The following is a 17152-nucleotide window of genomic DNA, read 5'->3' on the forward strand; positions in this document are numbered from 1 at the left end:
TTTGCCACCCTTTAATTACTTTGCTGATTGCTCCAGTAATAGTAGTAATTGATTGTTTATCATATTTTTCATGAGAGAAGACATAATGGAAGGATCTACTTCGCATTTGCTTTCAATCCAATCTTTTATCGTTCCGACGAAGCCGTGACTATAAAAAGAGGCAATCGTATTTTTTGTCTCATCAGAAAGGCTGAATCCACAGCTCATAGATAATTCATCAATAATCTTCATATATAAGTTTTTCGTATGCTCAAATAAATAGTGATTAAACGAGTTTTGCTCAATGACTTTAAAGGCATTTCGGTAAAATTTTTGATTTTCATAAAAGTAATCAAATAATAAATCGAAAATGTTTTCCCATGTTTCATAATCAAGAAAGTCTATAATATTTTCTTTCGTTTCTTCTTTATAAATCCAGCTTAATAGTTCGAATTTATCTTTAAAATGATAATAAAAAGTTTGCCTGCGCATTTGACAGTGTAACATAATATCGCTTACTGATATTTTATGAAACGACTCTGTTTCCATTAAATATTTCAATGAATTCGCGATTATCTTTTTAGAAATTATAGAAGAGGTCATCTAAATCATCCCTAGAATGTTATTAATATAAAAATTCTATCTATAAACGAAAGAAGCGTCTTTAGACAGATTGTCCATTTTGTCCGTTTACTATAAAACGCTTTCATTTTAACATGAGTAGTAAGAAGAAGATTTCAAATATATCACAATATATTAAAGGAATTGAGGGAGAATCACAATGAAAAAGATTATAAATAAACCAGAAACATTAGTAATGGAAATGTGCAACGGAATGGTTATGGCTCATCCAGAGCTTGAGTTTTTGAAAAAGTATAAAGTTATTAAGAAGAAAGAAATGAATGAAAATAAAGTAACGTTAATTAGCGGCGGCGGTAGTGGTCATGAGCCAGCGCATGCAGGTCTAGTCGGAAAAGGAATGCTGGATGCGGCAGTGTGCGGAGATGTGTTTGCTTCTCCTTCACAAATTCAGGTATATCAAGCGATTAAAGAGACAGCTAGTAAAAAAGGTACGTTATTAATTATTAAAAATTATAGCGGCGATATTATGAATTTCAAAAACGGTGCACATTTAGCGACTGAAGATGGAATTGAAGTCGACTACGTAAAAGTAGACGATGATATTGCGGTAGAAGATAGCCTGTATACAGTAGGACGCCGCGGTGTTGCGGGAGTTATTTTAGTTCATAAAATTGCCGGTGCAGCTGCGGAAGCAGGAATGGATTTAGGAGCGGTGAAAGCTGTAGCGGAAAAAGCAGCGGCTAACGTGCGTACAATCGGTTTAGCATTAACTTCTTGTACAGTTCCAGCGAGCGGATCACCTACTTTTACACTTGAAGAAGATGAAATGGAATACGGCGTAGGTATTCACGGTGAACCAGGTATTAAACGTGAAAAAACGCTGTCAGCAGATGAATTAGCTAACCGTATGACAAATGATTTAATAAAAGATTTAGGAGTAAAAGATGGTGAGGAAATCGCGCTTCTAGTAAATGGTTTTGGCGGAACACCACTGCAAGAACTATATCTATTTAATAATGCAGTTACGAGAGAATTAGCTGATAGAAACATTAAAATTAATAGAGTATTCGTCGGTAATTATATGACGAGTATCGATATGGCAGGTATGTCTTTAACAGTAATGAAGTTAGATGACGAGTTAAAAACGTTGTTATCGAAAGAGTGTAATACACCAGCGTTTAAAGTAGATGGACCAGTTGAAAGTGTAGAGTACGTGAATGTGCTTGAAGATGTAGAAGAGAAGGAAGTTTCCTTCGAAATAGAAACAGCGGAAGAGCACGCTGTTATTAAAGATAATGTCATTACATTAAATAACATGATTTATCTCGTTGATAAAATGAGTGACATTATTATTAAAAATGAAGTACCGTTCTGTGAGTTAGATACACATGCAGGTGACGGAGACTTCGGAATGAGTGTTGCAAAAGGATTTAAGCAATTAAAGCGTGAGTGGCATTCTATTGTAGATCAAGAGAATGTAACGATCGGATCATTCCTTGACGGTTGTTCAATGATTATTATGGAACATTGCGGCGGCGCTTCTGGTCCAATTTGGGGCGGAGCATTCCGCGCAGCTAGTAAGGCAGCAGGCGAAAAACGTGAGTTAACAGCCAAAGAGTTCGCTGAAATATTGCAAGCGGCACTTCAAGGCATACAATCTATCGGTGAAAGATCGTTCGGTAGAGGAGCGGTAGTTGGTGATAAAACACTTGTTGATGCACTTGCTCCATGTGTAGATTCTTGGATTGACAGTGCTTCAAACGGCACAGACGTGAAAACTGCCTTCGAAAAAGGTGCAGAATCCGCGGTTAAAGGCGCAGAGTATACGAAAGAAATCGTAGCTCGCATGGGCCGCGCCGGTACAGTTGGTGAAAGAAGTTTAGGATATCCAGATGCAGGTGCACATGCGCTTGGAGTTATCTTTACGGAGATTGCGGGTAGTTTGAAATAGGAATGAGAAGATCCCCTCTACCTTATGGTGGAGGTTTTTTTTATAGTTAATATGTAGAAGACTTCTTTCGGGGCTCTCTCTGTAAAATATGAGTTTGTTAATATTTTTGATAAAATATTATTTCAAAACTACAACTAATATTTCTCAACATTAATATATTGAAAATAGTTAGAATATTTAAGATAATCATTTGTGAAGCAATATATTATAAAAAAAGGGGGAATTTATTTTGTTACGTCGCTTATCTATTTGTACTTTATTAACAGCTTTTATGTTTACTTTGTTTACATTTAACGGCTCTGCTTTTGCGGCTACGAATACTACTGAAAATAAAACTGTAGTAGCAGCTTGTGCAAAGGGAGGTACGGTAGGTGTATATGGTGCAAAGATGCGCAGTGGTTACACTGTTGGATCACCTGTCTTACATACATTTAATGATGGTGCGAAAATTACTGGAACATGGGTAACTGGTGAATATGTTCAAGGTCATTACAGTAATTCTAAACAGTGGTTAAAAGTTACATATAAAGGGATGACAGGTTATGTATCCCATACAACATTATATAATGTTTGCTCATAAAACTATGTACTATAATAGCTTTTGATGTATTGAGCTAATCTCTTCTAGGGATTAGTTCTTTTTTGTCTCCTAGTTTTTAATGGAGCATTTTTTGAAAAAACCAACGATTCATTAAATCGATGGTTTTATGTTTATATATTATTCATTTGTATCTATATCAAATTTTTCATTGCTTTTTGCTTATTTGAGACTTAGTTTTTTTGTGATTGCAACTTATCGATTTTCCAGCGTGCTCCTAGAGGATCTAAAGAGCTTTCAATATAAAACATATATTCATCTGCGGTACTTGTTACTTCAAAAGCTATTTTTAATTCTACCGTTTCATTTGGTTTAACTTGTATATCAGAAGGGTTTTGATCAAGCACCTTTCCTTCATAGGCCTTTCCGGCTTTTTTATCTTTTAGGTTATATTTTAATTCTGATAGTCCAATCGTTTGACCTCGTACATTTTTTACAGAGACATTAACAACGACGGAATCGTTGTTAGCATTTAAATATGCACTTTGAACGGTGGCCAAGTAATAGCCTCCTTTAACACTCTCACCAACTAATAAAATACCTTGTTCCAAGCGGCTCATATCTTCTTTTTCTTCAAAATTTATTAATTCTTCATTTTCATTTTTTGCGGTTGGTTCTTCTATTGGACCATTTTCAACGGCACTATCTTTTTTATCTTGTGTACAAGCAGCCGTAACACTGACTAATACTAGAATTAAAGTAAGTAATATGAATGATTTTCTCATAAAATTGATCTGTCTCCTTAAGTTTCTCAATTTTGTGCAACTATACATATAAGATTAACATAATGTCTCATTATTGGCTCAAAATAGGTAATCTTTTAGACACCTTATTCTTTTTCCTTTTAATATACATTCGATTGGTTCTCACGATATTTTTTAATCTTTTAAATCATTGTCTTAGTAATACCAAGGGTTATTATAGATATATTAATCATATAATTTGTCCATATCAAAATGAACGTTTCTTGCATCTAATATATTGTAAATATATTTTATTTTGAAAGGATGTGATTATATGGCTCATAAATCTACTGGAGTGTTTCGAGTTCCAGTTTCTGAAAATGGGATTATTCCAACTGCTCTCAACATTATGTTAAACAATGATTCACGCTGCCATACTAGTAATGTAACGGTAACTGTTAAGAGAAGTCGAAACACTTTTTTCCCAACTCAAAATGAATTAGTTGAAATCTCTCGTACTTTTGTTTCTTTAGAACCAAACAGAACAACTAAGATTGTGTTGTTTACGCCAGAATTCGAAATAGAAGATTTTCTTGATGTCATCATTAGTGGAAATAAAGATGATGTTAAGGATGTTCTTGTATATTCTTTCTTAGCAGATTCAGCAGGTCACAATCTACCATCTACTGTTTTCAGAAATGCAGAATACACTTTTGCTTGCTGATGCCGTGATGATGTATTCTTTACTGTCATATATCTGAAGGAAAATGTTAAATAGGAGTTGATTTAACTTTTATTTGGGTTCTCCAAAGAAGTCTGCTTTAGCTAAATAAACAAGGAACCGACTAATAGGTTCCTTGTTTATTTGTATTAACATGAAATTTAGTGTCTATTATCCCGAAAACAACTTTACAGAGGAACGGATTTTTCCTAGTGAAGCAGCACCTATAGATGAAAGTACCCAATATTCTAATTCTAAAGGTAGGCGAAATGCTTGAATGCTACCATCATTGCTTTTTTATTCATATGATTGGTGTATTTACTCTAGTTGTAGCGAAATCGTCCGTTGTTATCATTCCTACTGTATCATTAATAAACATCTGCATAATATGTAATTAGTATTATTTTATTCTTTAAATATCTCCGGTTTTTCAACTCTAAATGATTGCACCTCACCGCACTCTAAACAAAATGTGGTTAATAGTTTGGAACGTTTCCCTCCTGAAAAGAATCTACTAGATTCATCCTCACAAACATATGCATGATAAGCAGATCCAACCCTTCCTTCTTTAAATGTAGTAGAACCACAATTCTCGCATCGTTTATTTTTCATGTTACTAACACCTCATTTGATTGATATTTATTTTTCTGTGTTTTTAAGATAGAAGTAAAGCAACTTGGTTATAAATGATGTTTTCGACATGATACAACATAGCCCTTTATATATCCGCAAGTAAAACAACACAATACCCTTATAAACCTCTATAACAATATGGTTTTTCATATATCATTTAATGTTTATCGGAAAAATAAGTATTAAAGTATTGAGTTTTATTATTCTGATGATTATAATAAATGGAAATCAAACAATTCTTATGTTGAGAAGTGGAGGGACGGGCCCTATGAAACTTCGGCAACCTCGTTTTAGACGAAAGGTGCCAAATCCTGCAGGTGAAAAAACACCTGAAAGATAAGAGCGGTTCATTTAGTCAAGAAGGCTACTCTTATTTCGTTAAGAGTAGCTTTTTTTTATGGCTAAAAGTTAAAGGGGGAATAGGTAGTGGAGTCTGGTTTTTGGTTACCGATTTTGGGGGGATGGCTTCGAAATGTAGATGATGAATCTATGCCACCTACGTTTGAGTATGCAAAACAAACAGCGCAAGCGGCAGAACAATTAGGTTTTTCAACAACACTTATTGCGGAATTAAACTTAAATGATATAAAAGGTGTTTCAGCACCAAGTTTGGAAGCATGGACAACTGCGGCAGCACTTGCTGCGGTAACAGATCGATTAGAGGTTATGACAGCTGTAAGACCTTGTTTTCACAATCCAGCAGTTACAGCGAAAATGGCAGCAAATATTGATCAATTAAGTAATGGTCGTTTTACATTGAATGTAGTTTCAGCGTGGTGGGAAGAAGAAGCGAGACAGTACGGCGGGGTATTTACCGCACATGATGAACGATATGATCGTACAGAGGAATTTGTAACAGTTTTGAAAGAGCTTTGGAAAGAAGAAGAGTTTTCTTATAAAGGGAACTTTTATGAGCTTCATCATACACATTTAAGTCCAAAACCTGTGCAGAAACAAGGCATTAAGATCTATGCAGGTGGTGAGAGTGAGCGAGGAAAAGAAGTAATTGTAAATCACGCGGATGCATATGTAATGCATGGCGGAACAGTGGAAGAAGTATTTGTGAAAATAGAAGATATGAAGAATCGTAGAAAGAAAGTCACAGAGGAGCCATTGCAGTCACTCGGGCTTGCGGCTTACGTCATTTGTCGTGATACAGAAGAAGAGGCATTAGAGGAATGGAGACGCATAACGGATGTGAAAGACGATGCTTTAGGTTACGCGGGTTATCAAGACTTTATTAGTAAATCGCATTTGGAACAGCAAGTGAAGCTAAATGATTATTCCGTATCTAATCGCGGGTTACGTCCTAATTTAATCGGAACACCAGAACAAATTGCAGAAAGGATACTTGCTTTTGAAAAAGTGGGTGTTACGTTATTACTTTTACAATTTTCGCCACAGCTTGAAGAGATGAAACGATTTTCTGAAAAAGTGATGCCGTTAGTTGAAGCAAAAAGAAAGGAATTGATTACAAATGAGTAAAATTTACATATTACATGAGAATAAGGAATGGACGAATCATTTAGTGAAAAGGTTGGAAGAACTGGAGTTACCTTATGAGGAGTGGTTTTTAGATGAAGGAACTGTTTCGTTAGAACAAGAACCTCCCCAAGGTGTTTTTTATAGCCGCATGAGTGCTTCTTCACATACGAGAGGGCATCGATATGCACCTGAATTGACTGAAGGGGTTCTTGCTTGGCTAGAGGGATACGGACGAACAGTATTTAATGGGTCTCGAGCATTACACCTTGAAGTAAGTAAATTGAATCAATATGCAGCATTAAGAAATTTTGGGATACAAGTGCCAAAAACAATTGGTGCTGTTGGCCGTGATAATATAGTAAAAGCAGCAAGGGAGTTAGGGGAAGTACCGTTCATTACAAAGCATAACCGTGCAGGTAAAGGCCTTGGTGTTCAACTGTTTCATTCTATTGATGCTTTAGAACAATATTTGGATGGTCCGACATTTCAAGAACCTATTGATGGAATTACTTTAATCCAGCAATATATTGAAGCGCCAGAACCATATATTACACGTTGTGAGTTTGTAGGCGGTCAGTTTGTATATGCAGTTAAAGTAGATACATCAGAAGGATTTGAGCTTTGCCCGGCAGATGCATGCTCGATTCAAGATGCTTTTTGCCCAGTAGGAGAAGAGAGTAAGAAAGAGTCGTCAACAAAATTTGAAATTATATCGGACTTCCAAGAGCCAATTATTGAACAATACAAAGAATTTTTGAAAGAAAATGAAATTACCGTTGCTGGTATTGAATTTATTCGCAGTTCGGATGGAACAATTTATACGTATGATATTAATACAAACACAAACTATAATTCTGACGCAGAGTCTGTAGCTAATCAATTTGGTATGCTTGAACTTGCTAAATTTCTTGGAATAGAATTAGAAAAACAAGTAGAGTCAGTTAAATAATGTTGATTAAAAAATAAGGTTCTGGTGCAAACCTTTGCTAAATTAATAGTATCAGTGTGTCCAAGTTTAAGAGCGTACTTACAAGGTTTTTAGAGTTTTTGCACCAGCAAGAAAAGTATCAGTTTATATTAAAAAACAGCCCAAGTTTGGTCTTACCCCTGTCAAGTAGACAGTATGAAAAAGACTAAGCAGCCATCGAGATTCGATATTCTATCGGAGCTCGATGGTTGAGTCGTTTTTGGAACCGTTTATAGTTATAAAAGTAAATATATTCTTCAATTGCTTGTATTAAATCTTCTTCTGTTTTAAAATGATTCAAATACAACATCTCCGATTTAAAATGGGAGAAAAATGACTCGATACAAGCGTTATCATGGCAGTTTCCTTTGCGAGAGTGGCTACCAATGATACCTAAATCGGAAAGTCGTTTGTTGTAGGCATGAGATGTGTACTGGAATCCCTGATCTGAATGGAGAATGGTTCCACGCACATCTCTTTTTTGTGCCAACATTTCAATCGTATCTAATACAAGTTCATTATCATTGCGCGTAGATATTTTCCAAGAAACAACTTCGTTATTATAAACATCTTGTACAACAGAAAGATACCGAAATCCCTCTTGGAATCGTAGGTAAGTAATATCTGTAACAAGTGCCTCATTTTGTTGGCGATCTTTAAATTCACGGTTTAAAACATTCGGAAAAATATTGGAATAGTTCCCTTTAAAGAAGCGACGCTTCTTTCGAATAATAGATTGAATATTGAGCTCACTCATTAAGCGATATACTTTTTTGTGATTTATAAAATATCCCTCTTCCTGTAAAGCGATTTTCATACGTGGATAACCATATTCTTTGTGCTTTACGTGAATAGATCGTATTACCTTTTTTAATCGTTTCTCGGATTTTAGTCGTATGTTTTTCATACCTTTGGTATGAATCCATTTATAGTAACTTGAACGATGTACACCCGCAAATTTCGTAAGCCATATAACTGGATACTTTGTCTTTAATGATTCAATGATATGATATCTCTCTTTATATTTTAGTACACCTCCATTTATAGATTTGGATACTGCTTTTTTAAATATTCAACCTGTGCCTTATAGTAGTCACGTTCCTCTTCAATTGTCTTAAAATAAACACGTTTTCCTTTTAGAGGGTTTGGTATACCTTTCATTCCCCCATTTTTCCCGCGAGTATCTGTAATCTCACCACATTCTTTATATTTTTTGACCCAATTGTTAAGTTGGGTAGAACTTCTAATCTGATATCTTTCCTTTATCATATTGTAACTTCCTTCTCCGTTTAAATAACTTTGAACAGCTGATAACTTTAATTCTTCTGAATAGGTATTAAATGTCGATCCTTTTTTAGTCATGAAAAATCCCCTCCAAGTAATAGTGTAACATCCATGTGTGTACATGGTCTTTTTTACACTGTCTACCTAAAGGGGATAATATCAGTTCGAATAGGGAACTTGGGCTGTTTGTATGTTGTATTTTCTTTCCTTTCCTAGCACTACTCTATCGCCATCAAAACAAAAGAACGAGTGAGCCCACTTTATGGTTATGTGCAAAACATAAACTAGTAGAAGTTTTGTATTTTTTATCCTACGCATCCCCACCCTGCACAAAAAAATATTTCTCAACATTTTATTCGTTGAAAAAGATTGAATATTCTCTATAAAGAGAATATTATGTTTCTATCGGCAAAAAAAACGATAATTCGCAGACACTGGGGAGGAAATGCATTGAAAAAGAATAAGAAGTTAAAACCATTATCAGTTTTAGCAACAGCAGCAGTACTAAGTAGTAGTTTTGCTTTTGGAAGTCATGCAGCGTATGCTGATTCGCCATCATCTCTACCAATAGATGAGCATTTAATACCGGAAGAGCGTTTGGCAGAAGCGCTAAAACAACGGGGCGTAATTGATCAATCTGCATCACAAGCTGAGACGTCAAAGGCTGTCGAAAAATATGTTGAGAAAAAGAAAGGGGAAAACCCTGGTAAAGAAATCTTGACAGGAGATAGTCTTACGCAAGAAGCTTCTGATTTTATGAAAAAAGTAAAAGATGCAAAAATGAAGGAAAATGAACAGGCGCAGCAGCCAACAGTAGGGCCAGTAGCTGGACAAGGTGCAGGATTGAATTCTAGTAAATTAAATGGAAAAGTACCTACTGCACCAGCGAAGCAAGAAGAGTACAACGGTGCTGTTCGAAAAGATAAAGTACTTGTTTTACTTGTAGAATTTAGCGATTTTAAGCATAACAATATTGATCAAGAGCCAGGATACATGTATTCTAAGGACTTCAATCGTGAACATTATCAAAAAATGTTATTTGGTGATGAACCATTTACGTTATTTGATGGATCGAAGATTAACACATTTAAACAATATTATGAAGAACAATCTGGCGGCAGCTATACAGTTGATGGAACTGTAACGGAATGGCTTACTGTTCCAGGGAAAGCTTCAGATTACGGTTCGGATGCAGGAACTGGCCATGATAATAAGGGTCCTTTAGGGCCACGTGATTTTGTGAAAGAAGCATTAAAAGCAGCGGTAGCAAAAGGAATTAATTTAGCAGATTATGATCAATTTGATCAATACGATCAAAATGGTGATGGAAATAAAAACGAGCCAGATGGCATTATTGATCATTTAATGGTTGTACATGCTGGCGTTGGTCAAGAAGCTGGCGGCGGTAAATTGAAAGATGATGCGATTTGGTCTCATCGTTCAAAACTTGGATCAAAACCATATGCGATTGATGGCACAAAATCTTCTGTTTCGAATTGGGGCGGAAAGATGGCTGCATACGATTATACAATCGAGCCTGAAGATGGAGCAGTTGGTGTGTTTGCGCATGAGTATGGTCATGATTTAGGCTTACCAGATGAATACGATACGAAGTACTCAGGACAAGGTGAACCTGTTGAGTCATGGTCTATTATGAGCGGCGGCAGCTGGGCTGGAAAAATTGCAGGAACAGAGCCAACAAGTTTCTCACCACAAAATAAAGAGTTTTTCCAAAAGAATATGAATGGCAACTGGGCGAATATCGTTGAGGTAGATTATGATAAACTTCGCACGGGAGTCGGTGTTGCAACATATTTAGATCAAAGTGTTACAAAATCAAAACGACCAGGAATCGTTCGTGTTAACTTGCCAGACAAAGATATTAAAAATATCGAGTCAGCATTTGGTAAGAAGTTTTATTACAGTACAAAAGGAAATGACATTCATACAACACTTGAGACACCAGTATTTGACTTAACAAATGCAAAGGATGCTAAGTTCGATTATAAGGCATTCTACGAACTTGAAGCGAAGTATGATTTCCTTGACGTATATGCGATTGCAGAAGATGGAACGAAGACACGTATTGATAGAATGGGCGAAAAAGATGTAAAAGGCGGCGTGGATACAACTGATGGTAAGTGGGTTGATAAATCATACGATTTAAGCCAATTTAAAGGGAAAAAAGTAAAACTGCAATTTGAGTATTTAACAGATATTGCAGTAGCTTATAAAGGATTTGCGTTAGATAATGCTGCATTAACTGTAGATGGAAAAGTTGTTTTCTCAGATGATGCAGAAGGCGGGCCAGCAATGACATTAAAAGGATTTACTGTATCTAACGGATTGGAACAGAAAAAACATAACTATTATGTAGAGTGGAGAAATTACGCTGGTTCTGACACGGCGTTACAACATGCGCGTGGTCCAGTCTTTAATACAGGAATGGTTGTATGGTATGCGGATCAAAGCTTTACAGATAACTGGGTAGGTGTTCATCCAGGTGAAGGATTCTTAGGAGTAGTAGATTCTCATCCAGAGGCAATCGTAGGAACATTAAACGGACAACCGACTGTGAAGAGCAGTACGCGTTATCAAATTGCCGATGCGGCATTCTCATTTGATCAAACGCCAGCATGGAGAGTAGATTCGCCAACTCGCGGTATCTTTGACTATAAAGGATTACCAGGAGTTGCAAAATTTGATGATTCTAAGCAGTACATCAACAGCGCTATTCCAGATGCAGGACGTAAGTTGCCAAAATTAGGATTGAAGTTTGAAGTAGTAGGTCAAGCTGAAGACAAATCTGCAGGTGCAGTTTGGATTCATCGATAGAATAAGGTGAAACTATGAGAGCTGTCCATAAGTTGGTGAAACTGACTTATGGACAGCTCTTTTCTTATTCTAGAAACGTGGCAGTTTAGTTTAGGAACCAGTTCATTGGAAAGGAAGATATAAAATTTATTTTCAATAAAAACGAGAAATGATATCTCTAGAAAACTTCCTTTTCCTTCCATATTCGAGGTATAAAACAAAGGGAGAAAGTCAGTAGCGGTCCTGTTATATTCTGCATAGCAGCGATTTATATGTCGAGAAATCAAAATAGATTTATGTAGCATGCCGCTTTAGTTTTAAAAGTAGAAATAAATCAATAAATTACAATATAGCATAATTCAAATTAATTGAAATGCATGAGCAAAAATACATTCTCATACGAAATTTTTATTAAATTACAAAATACTTATCAGATTTGATTGTAAGAAATGATAAGTATAATTGATTTTTTATGATGTACAGAAAAAATTAATTATCACATCCCTTTATTTTCACACTAGAACCTAAAAAGAGGTTCTGTTACAAAGTTTTTTAACAAGAAAAAGTTATGTTGCAAAAAGGGTTGTGCCTATTAATTATATGAAGAGAGGCAGGTAGTGTGTTACTAGACAAAAATACTTGATACACCAATGTTACCTTCACTCACCCTCCTCAGTATTATAAGCTAATAGTGGTTCGTACATCATTATAGCGTGATTCTCCGTTACATATTGGTCTTCTATAAACTGTTTCTGTTGAGTATATACTTTACGTTGAATAACATTATGTCGTATATAACCACCCCAGTATGCAGATTGGATTGAGTGTTCTTTTTCATATACTTCATATTGATAAAGCTGCGGATGGGCAATTCTCCACTCACCGACTAAATGCTTATCTGTAATATAAAGGTGAAGTTGATACGATTGGTCCGTTTCATTTTTGATTTGTAAATCCAAATAATTATAAGAACAAGTCGCTCCACTTCCAAATGGTTGGGTCCGCTTGGAATCAGGAAAGACATCAAAACTATGACGATATCGCTCTGTTACTGTCAATGGTGTATGTAAGGTCATCCAATATATTAAATTTGAAAGCTGACAAAGCCCTCCTCCAATGCCTGCTTGAAAAGATCCATAGTGTAGTATCATGCCCTCTACATACCCTTTTCTTCTCGTAGGCTTACCTATTAAACGCCAGTAAGAGAATGTTTCTCCCGGTCTAATGACGATACCATTTAGTTGTTTAATAGCAATCTTCAAATTAACAACTTTATTCTGTTGATACCACATATCTACATCTTTGAGCTTACGAAGTAGTATCGTTCGATGCTGAATCGCTGTATAGGGTAACTTTTCTTGTTGAAACGTTTTTGCATATGTTTTTCCATCTGCTAACCACTGAATGTACCTCTTTGTAGAGTAATACCATGTCCCTAGTAGAATGCGATACTTAGACCGCTGTTTAGGACGTAAGTTCACTAAATTCATTTTATTTCCTCTCTCCATCGTTTTCATATGTTATCATTTCCGTAATTACGATCCCAATCAATTGTCTTATTAATGCCTTTGAATTTACCCAAGTTTTCCCGCACAGAACTGTAATATTAATTGTCGCATTCTCTCGTTTTTTAACTACATTCTTATATGTATATCCATCAATAAATTGTACTTTTCTTAGCTGCATAGTAATTAACATAAATAGATAAGAGACGCAAAAAAACAGTATAATTAATCTAATGGGGACCTTGTTTTTTCCATTTTTCGAATTGCTTATAGTCATGTGAAACTCTGCCTCAATATGATAAATTCAAATAAATACATTATAAATATAAAGGATAACCTTAAATAAAGAATAATGAAAATTAAAGAAATTCTAAAGAATCAATATATTTTTACTAAATATTGATTGATAATAAGTTGTTTTTTGAGACTTTACTAGGTTCTGTTGCAAAGTTTCTTAGCAAATAAAAAGTTAAGTTAATTACAATGAATCATGTTAAAAGGTATGTTCTCAGGATTATATTGTGATTTTAATGGAGGTAGCATTGTTTTTTAGGCTACATTTTAGCGAAATAAAAGCTCAAAAAGCGATATGTATATTTACAATGTTACATTAGTGTTTTTCTTTTTATTTATCCCGCGTTAACGGGCAGTAAAACTCCCACCTTAAAATGCGGTTGGAGCAAAGAAGTTAGGTGGGAGATCAACTGCCCGTAAACGCCCGATTGGTGAAGGCTAATAATCAGTGGGGGATGAACAAAACCCCCACTGATTAAAGTTTCACTTTATATATTCGTAAATAAAATAGCATAATATCAGTATGAATCCCTATAGCGATATGAATTTTTGCATATTTTGAAATTCAGTATATCCTCCGAAAAGTTTTAATTGTATAATGTGTTTTGTCATATTATTTTAGATTTTTCGACAAAAAACAACAAAAATAGAAGACGTATTGGGAGAATGCATTATGTACATAAAACTATTAAAATCAATTACATCATTATCACTTATTGGTGGTGCGTTATTATATACAAATGGCAGTGATGTGAAAGCTGCGGAAGCGGGCGTTTTTTCTGATGTACCAACATCGCACTGGTCCTATCCTGCGATTAAAGACTTAGCGAGCAAAAATATTATTTCAGGTTATGGAAATGGGATGTTTGGTTTTGGTGATGTTGCGACGAGGGAGCAAGTTGCAGCTTTAATTTATCGTGTGTTAGTACCGAATAAGCAAGGCGGTACGTTTAGTAATGATGGTGCTCGTTATGTATTACAAGATGGGTCTACTTTAAATAATCCGTATCGTGATATTCGCTCAGGTTCTACAATGTTTCCGGAAGAGGTTTTAACGTTAACGAAATTGGGGATTTTTAAAGGTGATGGAAATGGCGGTTTTAGACCGAAAGATTCTGTTAGCCGCGCAGAAATGGCGCAAATTATTAAAAATGCGTTCCAAGTTTCAGCTAAACAAAAACATACATTTAATGATGTTCCAAATGGATTTTGGGCAGAAAATGCGATTAGTGCGGTGCAGTCAAACGGGATTGCATCTGGTACAGGAGACGGGAAATTTGAACCAGCTAAAACGGTAACGCGTGAACAGTATGCACAGTTTTTATATAATGCATTGAAATATAAAAAGCCTGAGGTTGCGGTGCAAGATACAGGAGATGCGGCATTATTAGCAGCATTCAAAAATGAAGTACAAACGCGTATTAATACGTATGAAACGAATATTACACTTCCATATAAAACGAAAAATAGCAATACAAAAGAAGTGATGAATACACTTTTCACCGCATATAAAGAAGTCGCAAGTAAAAATGAGTATACAAATTATAATAGATCGAATGTTTCATACTCACTATCTGGATCGTCAGGGAATTATACGTTTACGCTAAAGATTACATATCGTGAAACGAAAGAACAAACAGAATATGTGATGAAACAAGCGAAAGCGATCGTTTCTTCTATTATTCAAGTCGGGATGGATGATCATGAAAAAGTGAAGGCGATTCATGATTATGTTGTAAAACATGTTTCTTACGATACGTCTTATAAAGCCTATACAGCATATGAGGCACTCGCGAATCGTTCTGCCGTTTGCCAAGGTTACACACTATTAACCTATCAATTATTAAAAGAAGCTGGAATTGAGAATCATTTTGTAGTAGGAACTGGAGACGGTCAGCCTCATGCTTGGAATTTAGTGAAAATCGATAACAAATGGTACCATCTTGATACAACATTTGATGATCCAGTGCCAGATGAACAAGGCCGCGTAACGTATTCATATTTCAACTTATCAGATGAGCAAATTGCGAAGAATCACGTGTGGAACCGAGGGGACTATCCGCAAGCTACAACAAACTATTATAGTACATTAACAAATAAAATTGCGACAGGTGGTACGAAAGCACCTGCATATCAGCAAATATTAAAAGATACAAAGTTAAATTATTTAGGAAATGAATATATCGCAAATAACTATAATGAATTCAAAAATAAAATGCAGCAACGTTATAGCACAAAGTCAGCAAAGATTGAAATCCTTTATAAACAATCAATGGATGGCGCACTGCAAGATGTGAAAAAAGTAATTGGAGAAATCGGTTATCCGCAAGGAGCGAACCGTGTTTCTTATAAAGCTGAGCCGTATAATGCGAAAGAAGGATATTCTTTAGTGACGATTACGTTTATGTAAAAAAGAAACCTAGATCCTATGAGATCTAGGTTTCTTTTTTGTACCTAAATTTGACATATACAGTTCGACTATATAGTTTAGCTATATATTAATCGTTACATTGGAGGTCTTTATGAATAGAGATAAAAATTTACCATTAACGGAAACAACGTATTACGTTCTTTTAGCTTTATTAGAGCCAGCTCATGGATATTTAATTATGCAAAAGGTGGAGGAACTTAGTAATCATCAAGTGAAAATCGCAGCGGGTACATTGTATGGTGCGGTTGAAAATTTATTAAAGCAACAATTAATAGAATCTGTAAAAAGTGAAGATAAACGAAGAAAAGTGTATGTCATTACTGAACGCGGGAAAGAAGTATTACATTTAGACTTTATGAGAATGCAGCACATTATTGGGGTTACAAAAAGCTTATTAAATGTATAGTTAGGGGGAAGCAAAGATGTGGAGATTGAAATTCTTTTTAGACTTTGAGAAAGAAGAGAAATGGTTAGAAGAGATGGCTTGGAAAGGCTATCAACTAAAAAGTAATACATTCGGTTATAAATTTAAAATCGCAGAACCAGAGGATGCGACAATTAAAATAGATTATAGAATATTTTATAGACGAAGTGATTTTATTAATTATTGTACGTTATTTGAAGATAGCGGCTGGAAGCATATAGCCGGTAAATGGTGGGCAGGCACGCAATATTTTAAAAAGATAGATGAGGAAAGTGAAGATGACATTTTTTCAGATCAAATGTCACGAGCAGGGAAGTATAAACGTTTATCTAAGACATTTTTAGAATTAGCAATATGCTATTTGCCGCTGTTAATCCTATTTATGTTTAATAATACAATTGATTTAGGAGTGATTTTAAATCCGAAAGGCCTATACTATACACCAGGATTATGGGATATGCACGGTGCAGCATTTTTAGGATCATTATTATTTGAAACGCCATTTGCATTAATGAGAGGTATTTCATGGTTGTTTATCCCAGCTGCGATTGGTATGTTTTTCTTTTTCTCATATAAAGCAAATCGATTGTATGAAGAGAGAAGATACTAGGAGGACCCCCTTAAAGTTGATGCTTTGAGGGGGATTCTTTTGAATTTGTAAATGGTGTACTTGGTTAGCTTGATGGGCATGTGGTACTACCCTAAATAACAATAAGATCCTTCGAAAATTAATATAGTTTTTTAAAAATAGAGATGATATGATGGATAATCATACCATTTTTTTACTTCACGTATGATTTT

Annotated in this window: 14 protein-coding genes, 2 pseudogenes and 1 riboswitch; of the genes and pseudogenes, 9 read left to right on the forward strand and 7 right to left on the reverse strand. The window is 35.3% G+C overall.

Going from position 1 to position 17152, the window contains the following annotated elements:
- Positions 1–15: 15 nt before the first annotated feature.
- Complete coding sequence (gene dhaS / locus QCI77_RS04975) at positions 16–582, reverse strand: dihydroxyacetone kinase transcriptional activator DhaS (RefSeq protein ID WP_002166228.1); 567 nt, start codon at positions 580–582, stop codon at positions 16–18.
- Positions 583–760: 178 nt separating this feature from the next.
- Here dhaS and dhaK point away from each other — a divergent pair, with 178 nt between their 5' ends.
- Entirely contained in the window at positions 761–2512 is a 1752-nt protein-coding gene (gene dhaK, locus QCI77_RS04980; RefSeq protein ID WP_353824598.1) for a dihydroxyacetone kinase subunit DhaK, read from the forward strand.
- Positions 2513–2741: 229 nt separating this feature from the next.
- Complete coding sequence (locus QCI77_RS04985) at positions 2742–3092, forward strand: SH3 domain-containing protein (RefSeq protein ID WP_000946188.1); 351 nt, start codon at positions 2742–2744, stop codon at positions 3090–3092.
- A 191-nt stretch (positions 3093–3283) separates the two neighbouring features.
- Here QCI77_RS04985 and QCI77_RS04990 read toward each other — a convergent pair whose 3' ends face one another.
- Positions 3284–3835, reverse strand: a complete 552-nt coding sequence (locus tag QCI77_RS04990) for a DUF4352 domain-containing protein (RefSeq protein ID WP_353824600.1) — start codon at positions 3833–3835, stop codon at positions 3284–3286.
- Positions 3836–4127: 292 nt separating this feature from the next.
- Between QCI77_RS04990 and QCI77_RS04995 the strand changes: the two genes are divergently transcribed.
- Complete coding sequence (locus QCI77_RS04995; protein WP_002125705.1) at positions 4128–4517, forward strand: hypothetical protein; 390 nt, start codon at positions 4128–4130, stop codon at positions 4515–4517.
- A gap of 121 nt (positions 4518–4638) precedes the next feature.
- Here QCI77_RS04995 and QCI77_RS05000 read toward each other — a convergent pair.
- Positions 4639–4884: pseudogene (locus QCI77_RS05000) on the reverse strand (hypothetical protein); the annotation flags it as partial.
- A gap of 35 nt (positions 4885–4919) precedes the next feature.
- The gene (locus QCI77_RS05005) at positions 4920–5126 is read right to left on the reverse strand and encodes a hypothetical protein (RefSeq protein ID WP_002035364.1); all 207 of its coding nucleotides are present in this window, start codon (positions 5124–5126) and stop codon (positions 4920–4922) included.
- A 257-nt stretch (positions 5127–5383) separates the two neighbouring features.
- A riboswitch (SAM riboswitch) is annotated at positions 5384–5490 on the forward strand.
- 83 nt (positions 5491–5573) lie between these two features.
- On the opposite strand from QCI77_RS05005, the gene QCI77_RS05010 reads away from it, so the two are divergent.
- Together QCI77_RS05010 and QCI77_RS05015 are read left to right on the forward strand one after the other, a co-directional pair.
- Positions 5574–6632, forward strand: coding sequence for an LLM class flavin-dependent oxidoreductase (locus QCI77_RS05010; RefSeq protein WP_353824601.1), 1059 nt, complete (start codon positions 5574–5576; stop codon positions 6630–6632).
- Positions 6625–7581 (forward strand): ATP-grasp domain-containing protein, encoded by a 957-nt coding sequence (locus QCI77_RS05015; protein WP_353824602.1) that lies wholly within the window; start codon positions 6625–6627, stop codon positions 7579–7581. Before QCI77_RS05010 ends, QCI77_RS05015 begins: the two co-directional genes overlap by 8 nt.
- A 184-nt stretch (positions 7582–7765) precedes the next feature.
- Here QCI77_RS05015 and QCI77_RS05020 read toward each other — a convergent pair.
- A protein-coding gene (locus tag QCI77_RS05020) for an IS3 family transposase (protein WP_353824603.1) occupies positions 7766–8961 on the reverse strand; the annotation gives its coding sequence in 2 pieces (ribosomal slippage) (positions 7766–8655 and positions 8655–8961; 1197 coding nt in all).
- 372 nt (positions 8962–9333) lie between these two features.
- On the opposite strand from QCI77_RS05020, the gene QCI77_RS05025 reads away from it, so the two are divergent.
- Entirely contained in the window at positions 9334–11718 is a 2385-nt protein-coding gene (locus tag QCI77_RS05025) for an immune inhibitor A domain-containing protein (RefSeq protein ID WP_353824604.1), read from the forward strand.
- A 638-nt stretch (positions 11719–12356) separates the two neighbouring features.
- On the opposite strand, the gene QCI77_RS05030 is transcribed toward QCI77_RS05025, so the two are convergent.
- On the reverse strand, positions 12357–13187 hold the full coding sequence (locus tag QCI77_RS05030; protein WP_098635059.1) for a VanW family protein: 831 nt from the start codon (positions 13185–13187) through the stop codon (positions 12357–12359).
- Between the two features lie 88 nt (positions 13188–13275).
- Positions 13276–13479, reverse strand: a pseudogene (locus QCI77_RS30895) (hypothetical protein); the annotation flags it as partial.
- 690 nt (positions 13480–14169) lie between these two features.
- Between QCI77_RS30895 and QCI77_RS05040 the strand changes: the two are divergent.
- The 3 genes from QCI77_RS05040 (at position 14170) to QCI77_RS05050 (ending at position 16961) form a co-directional block, all read left to right on the forward strand.
- Positions 14170–15906: an S-layer homology domain-containing protein gene (locus QCI77_RS05040; RefSeq protein WP_353824606.1), complete on the forward strand. Its 1737-nt coding sequence runs from the start codon at positions 14170–14172 to the stop codon at positions 15904–15906.
- A gap of 112 nt (positions 15907–16018) precedes the next feature.
- Positions 16019–16333 carry a PadR family transcriptional regulator gene (locus tag QCI77_RS05045; protein WP_001078071.1) on the forward strand — a complete coding sequence of 105 codons (315 nt, stop codon included), beginning with the start codon at positions 16019–16021 and terminating at the stop codon, positions 16331–16333.
- 16 nt (positions 16334–16349) lie between these two features.
- Positions 16350–16961, forward strand: coding sequence for a DUF2812 domain-containing protein (locus QCI77_RS05050; protein WP_002035046.1), 612 nt, complete (start codon positions 16350–16352; stop codon positions 16959–16961).
- Positions 16962–17152 lie beyond the last annotated feature (191 nt).

Source organism: Bacillus cereus group sp. MG9, from assembly GCF_040459995.1.
Lineage (GTDB): Bacteria > Bacillota > Bacilli > Bacillales > Bacillaceae_G > Bacillus_A > Bacillus_A mycoides.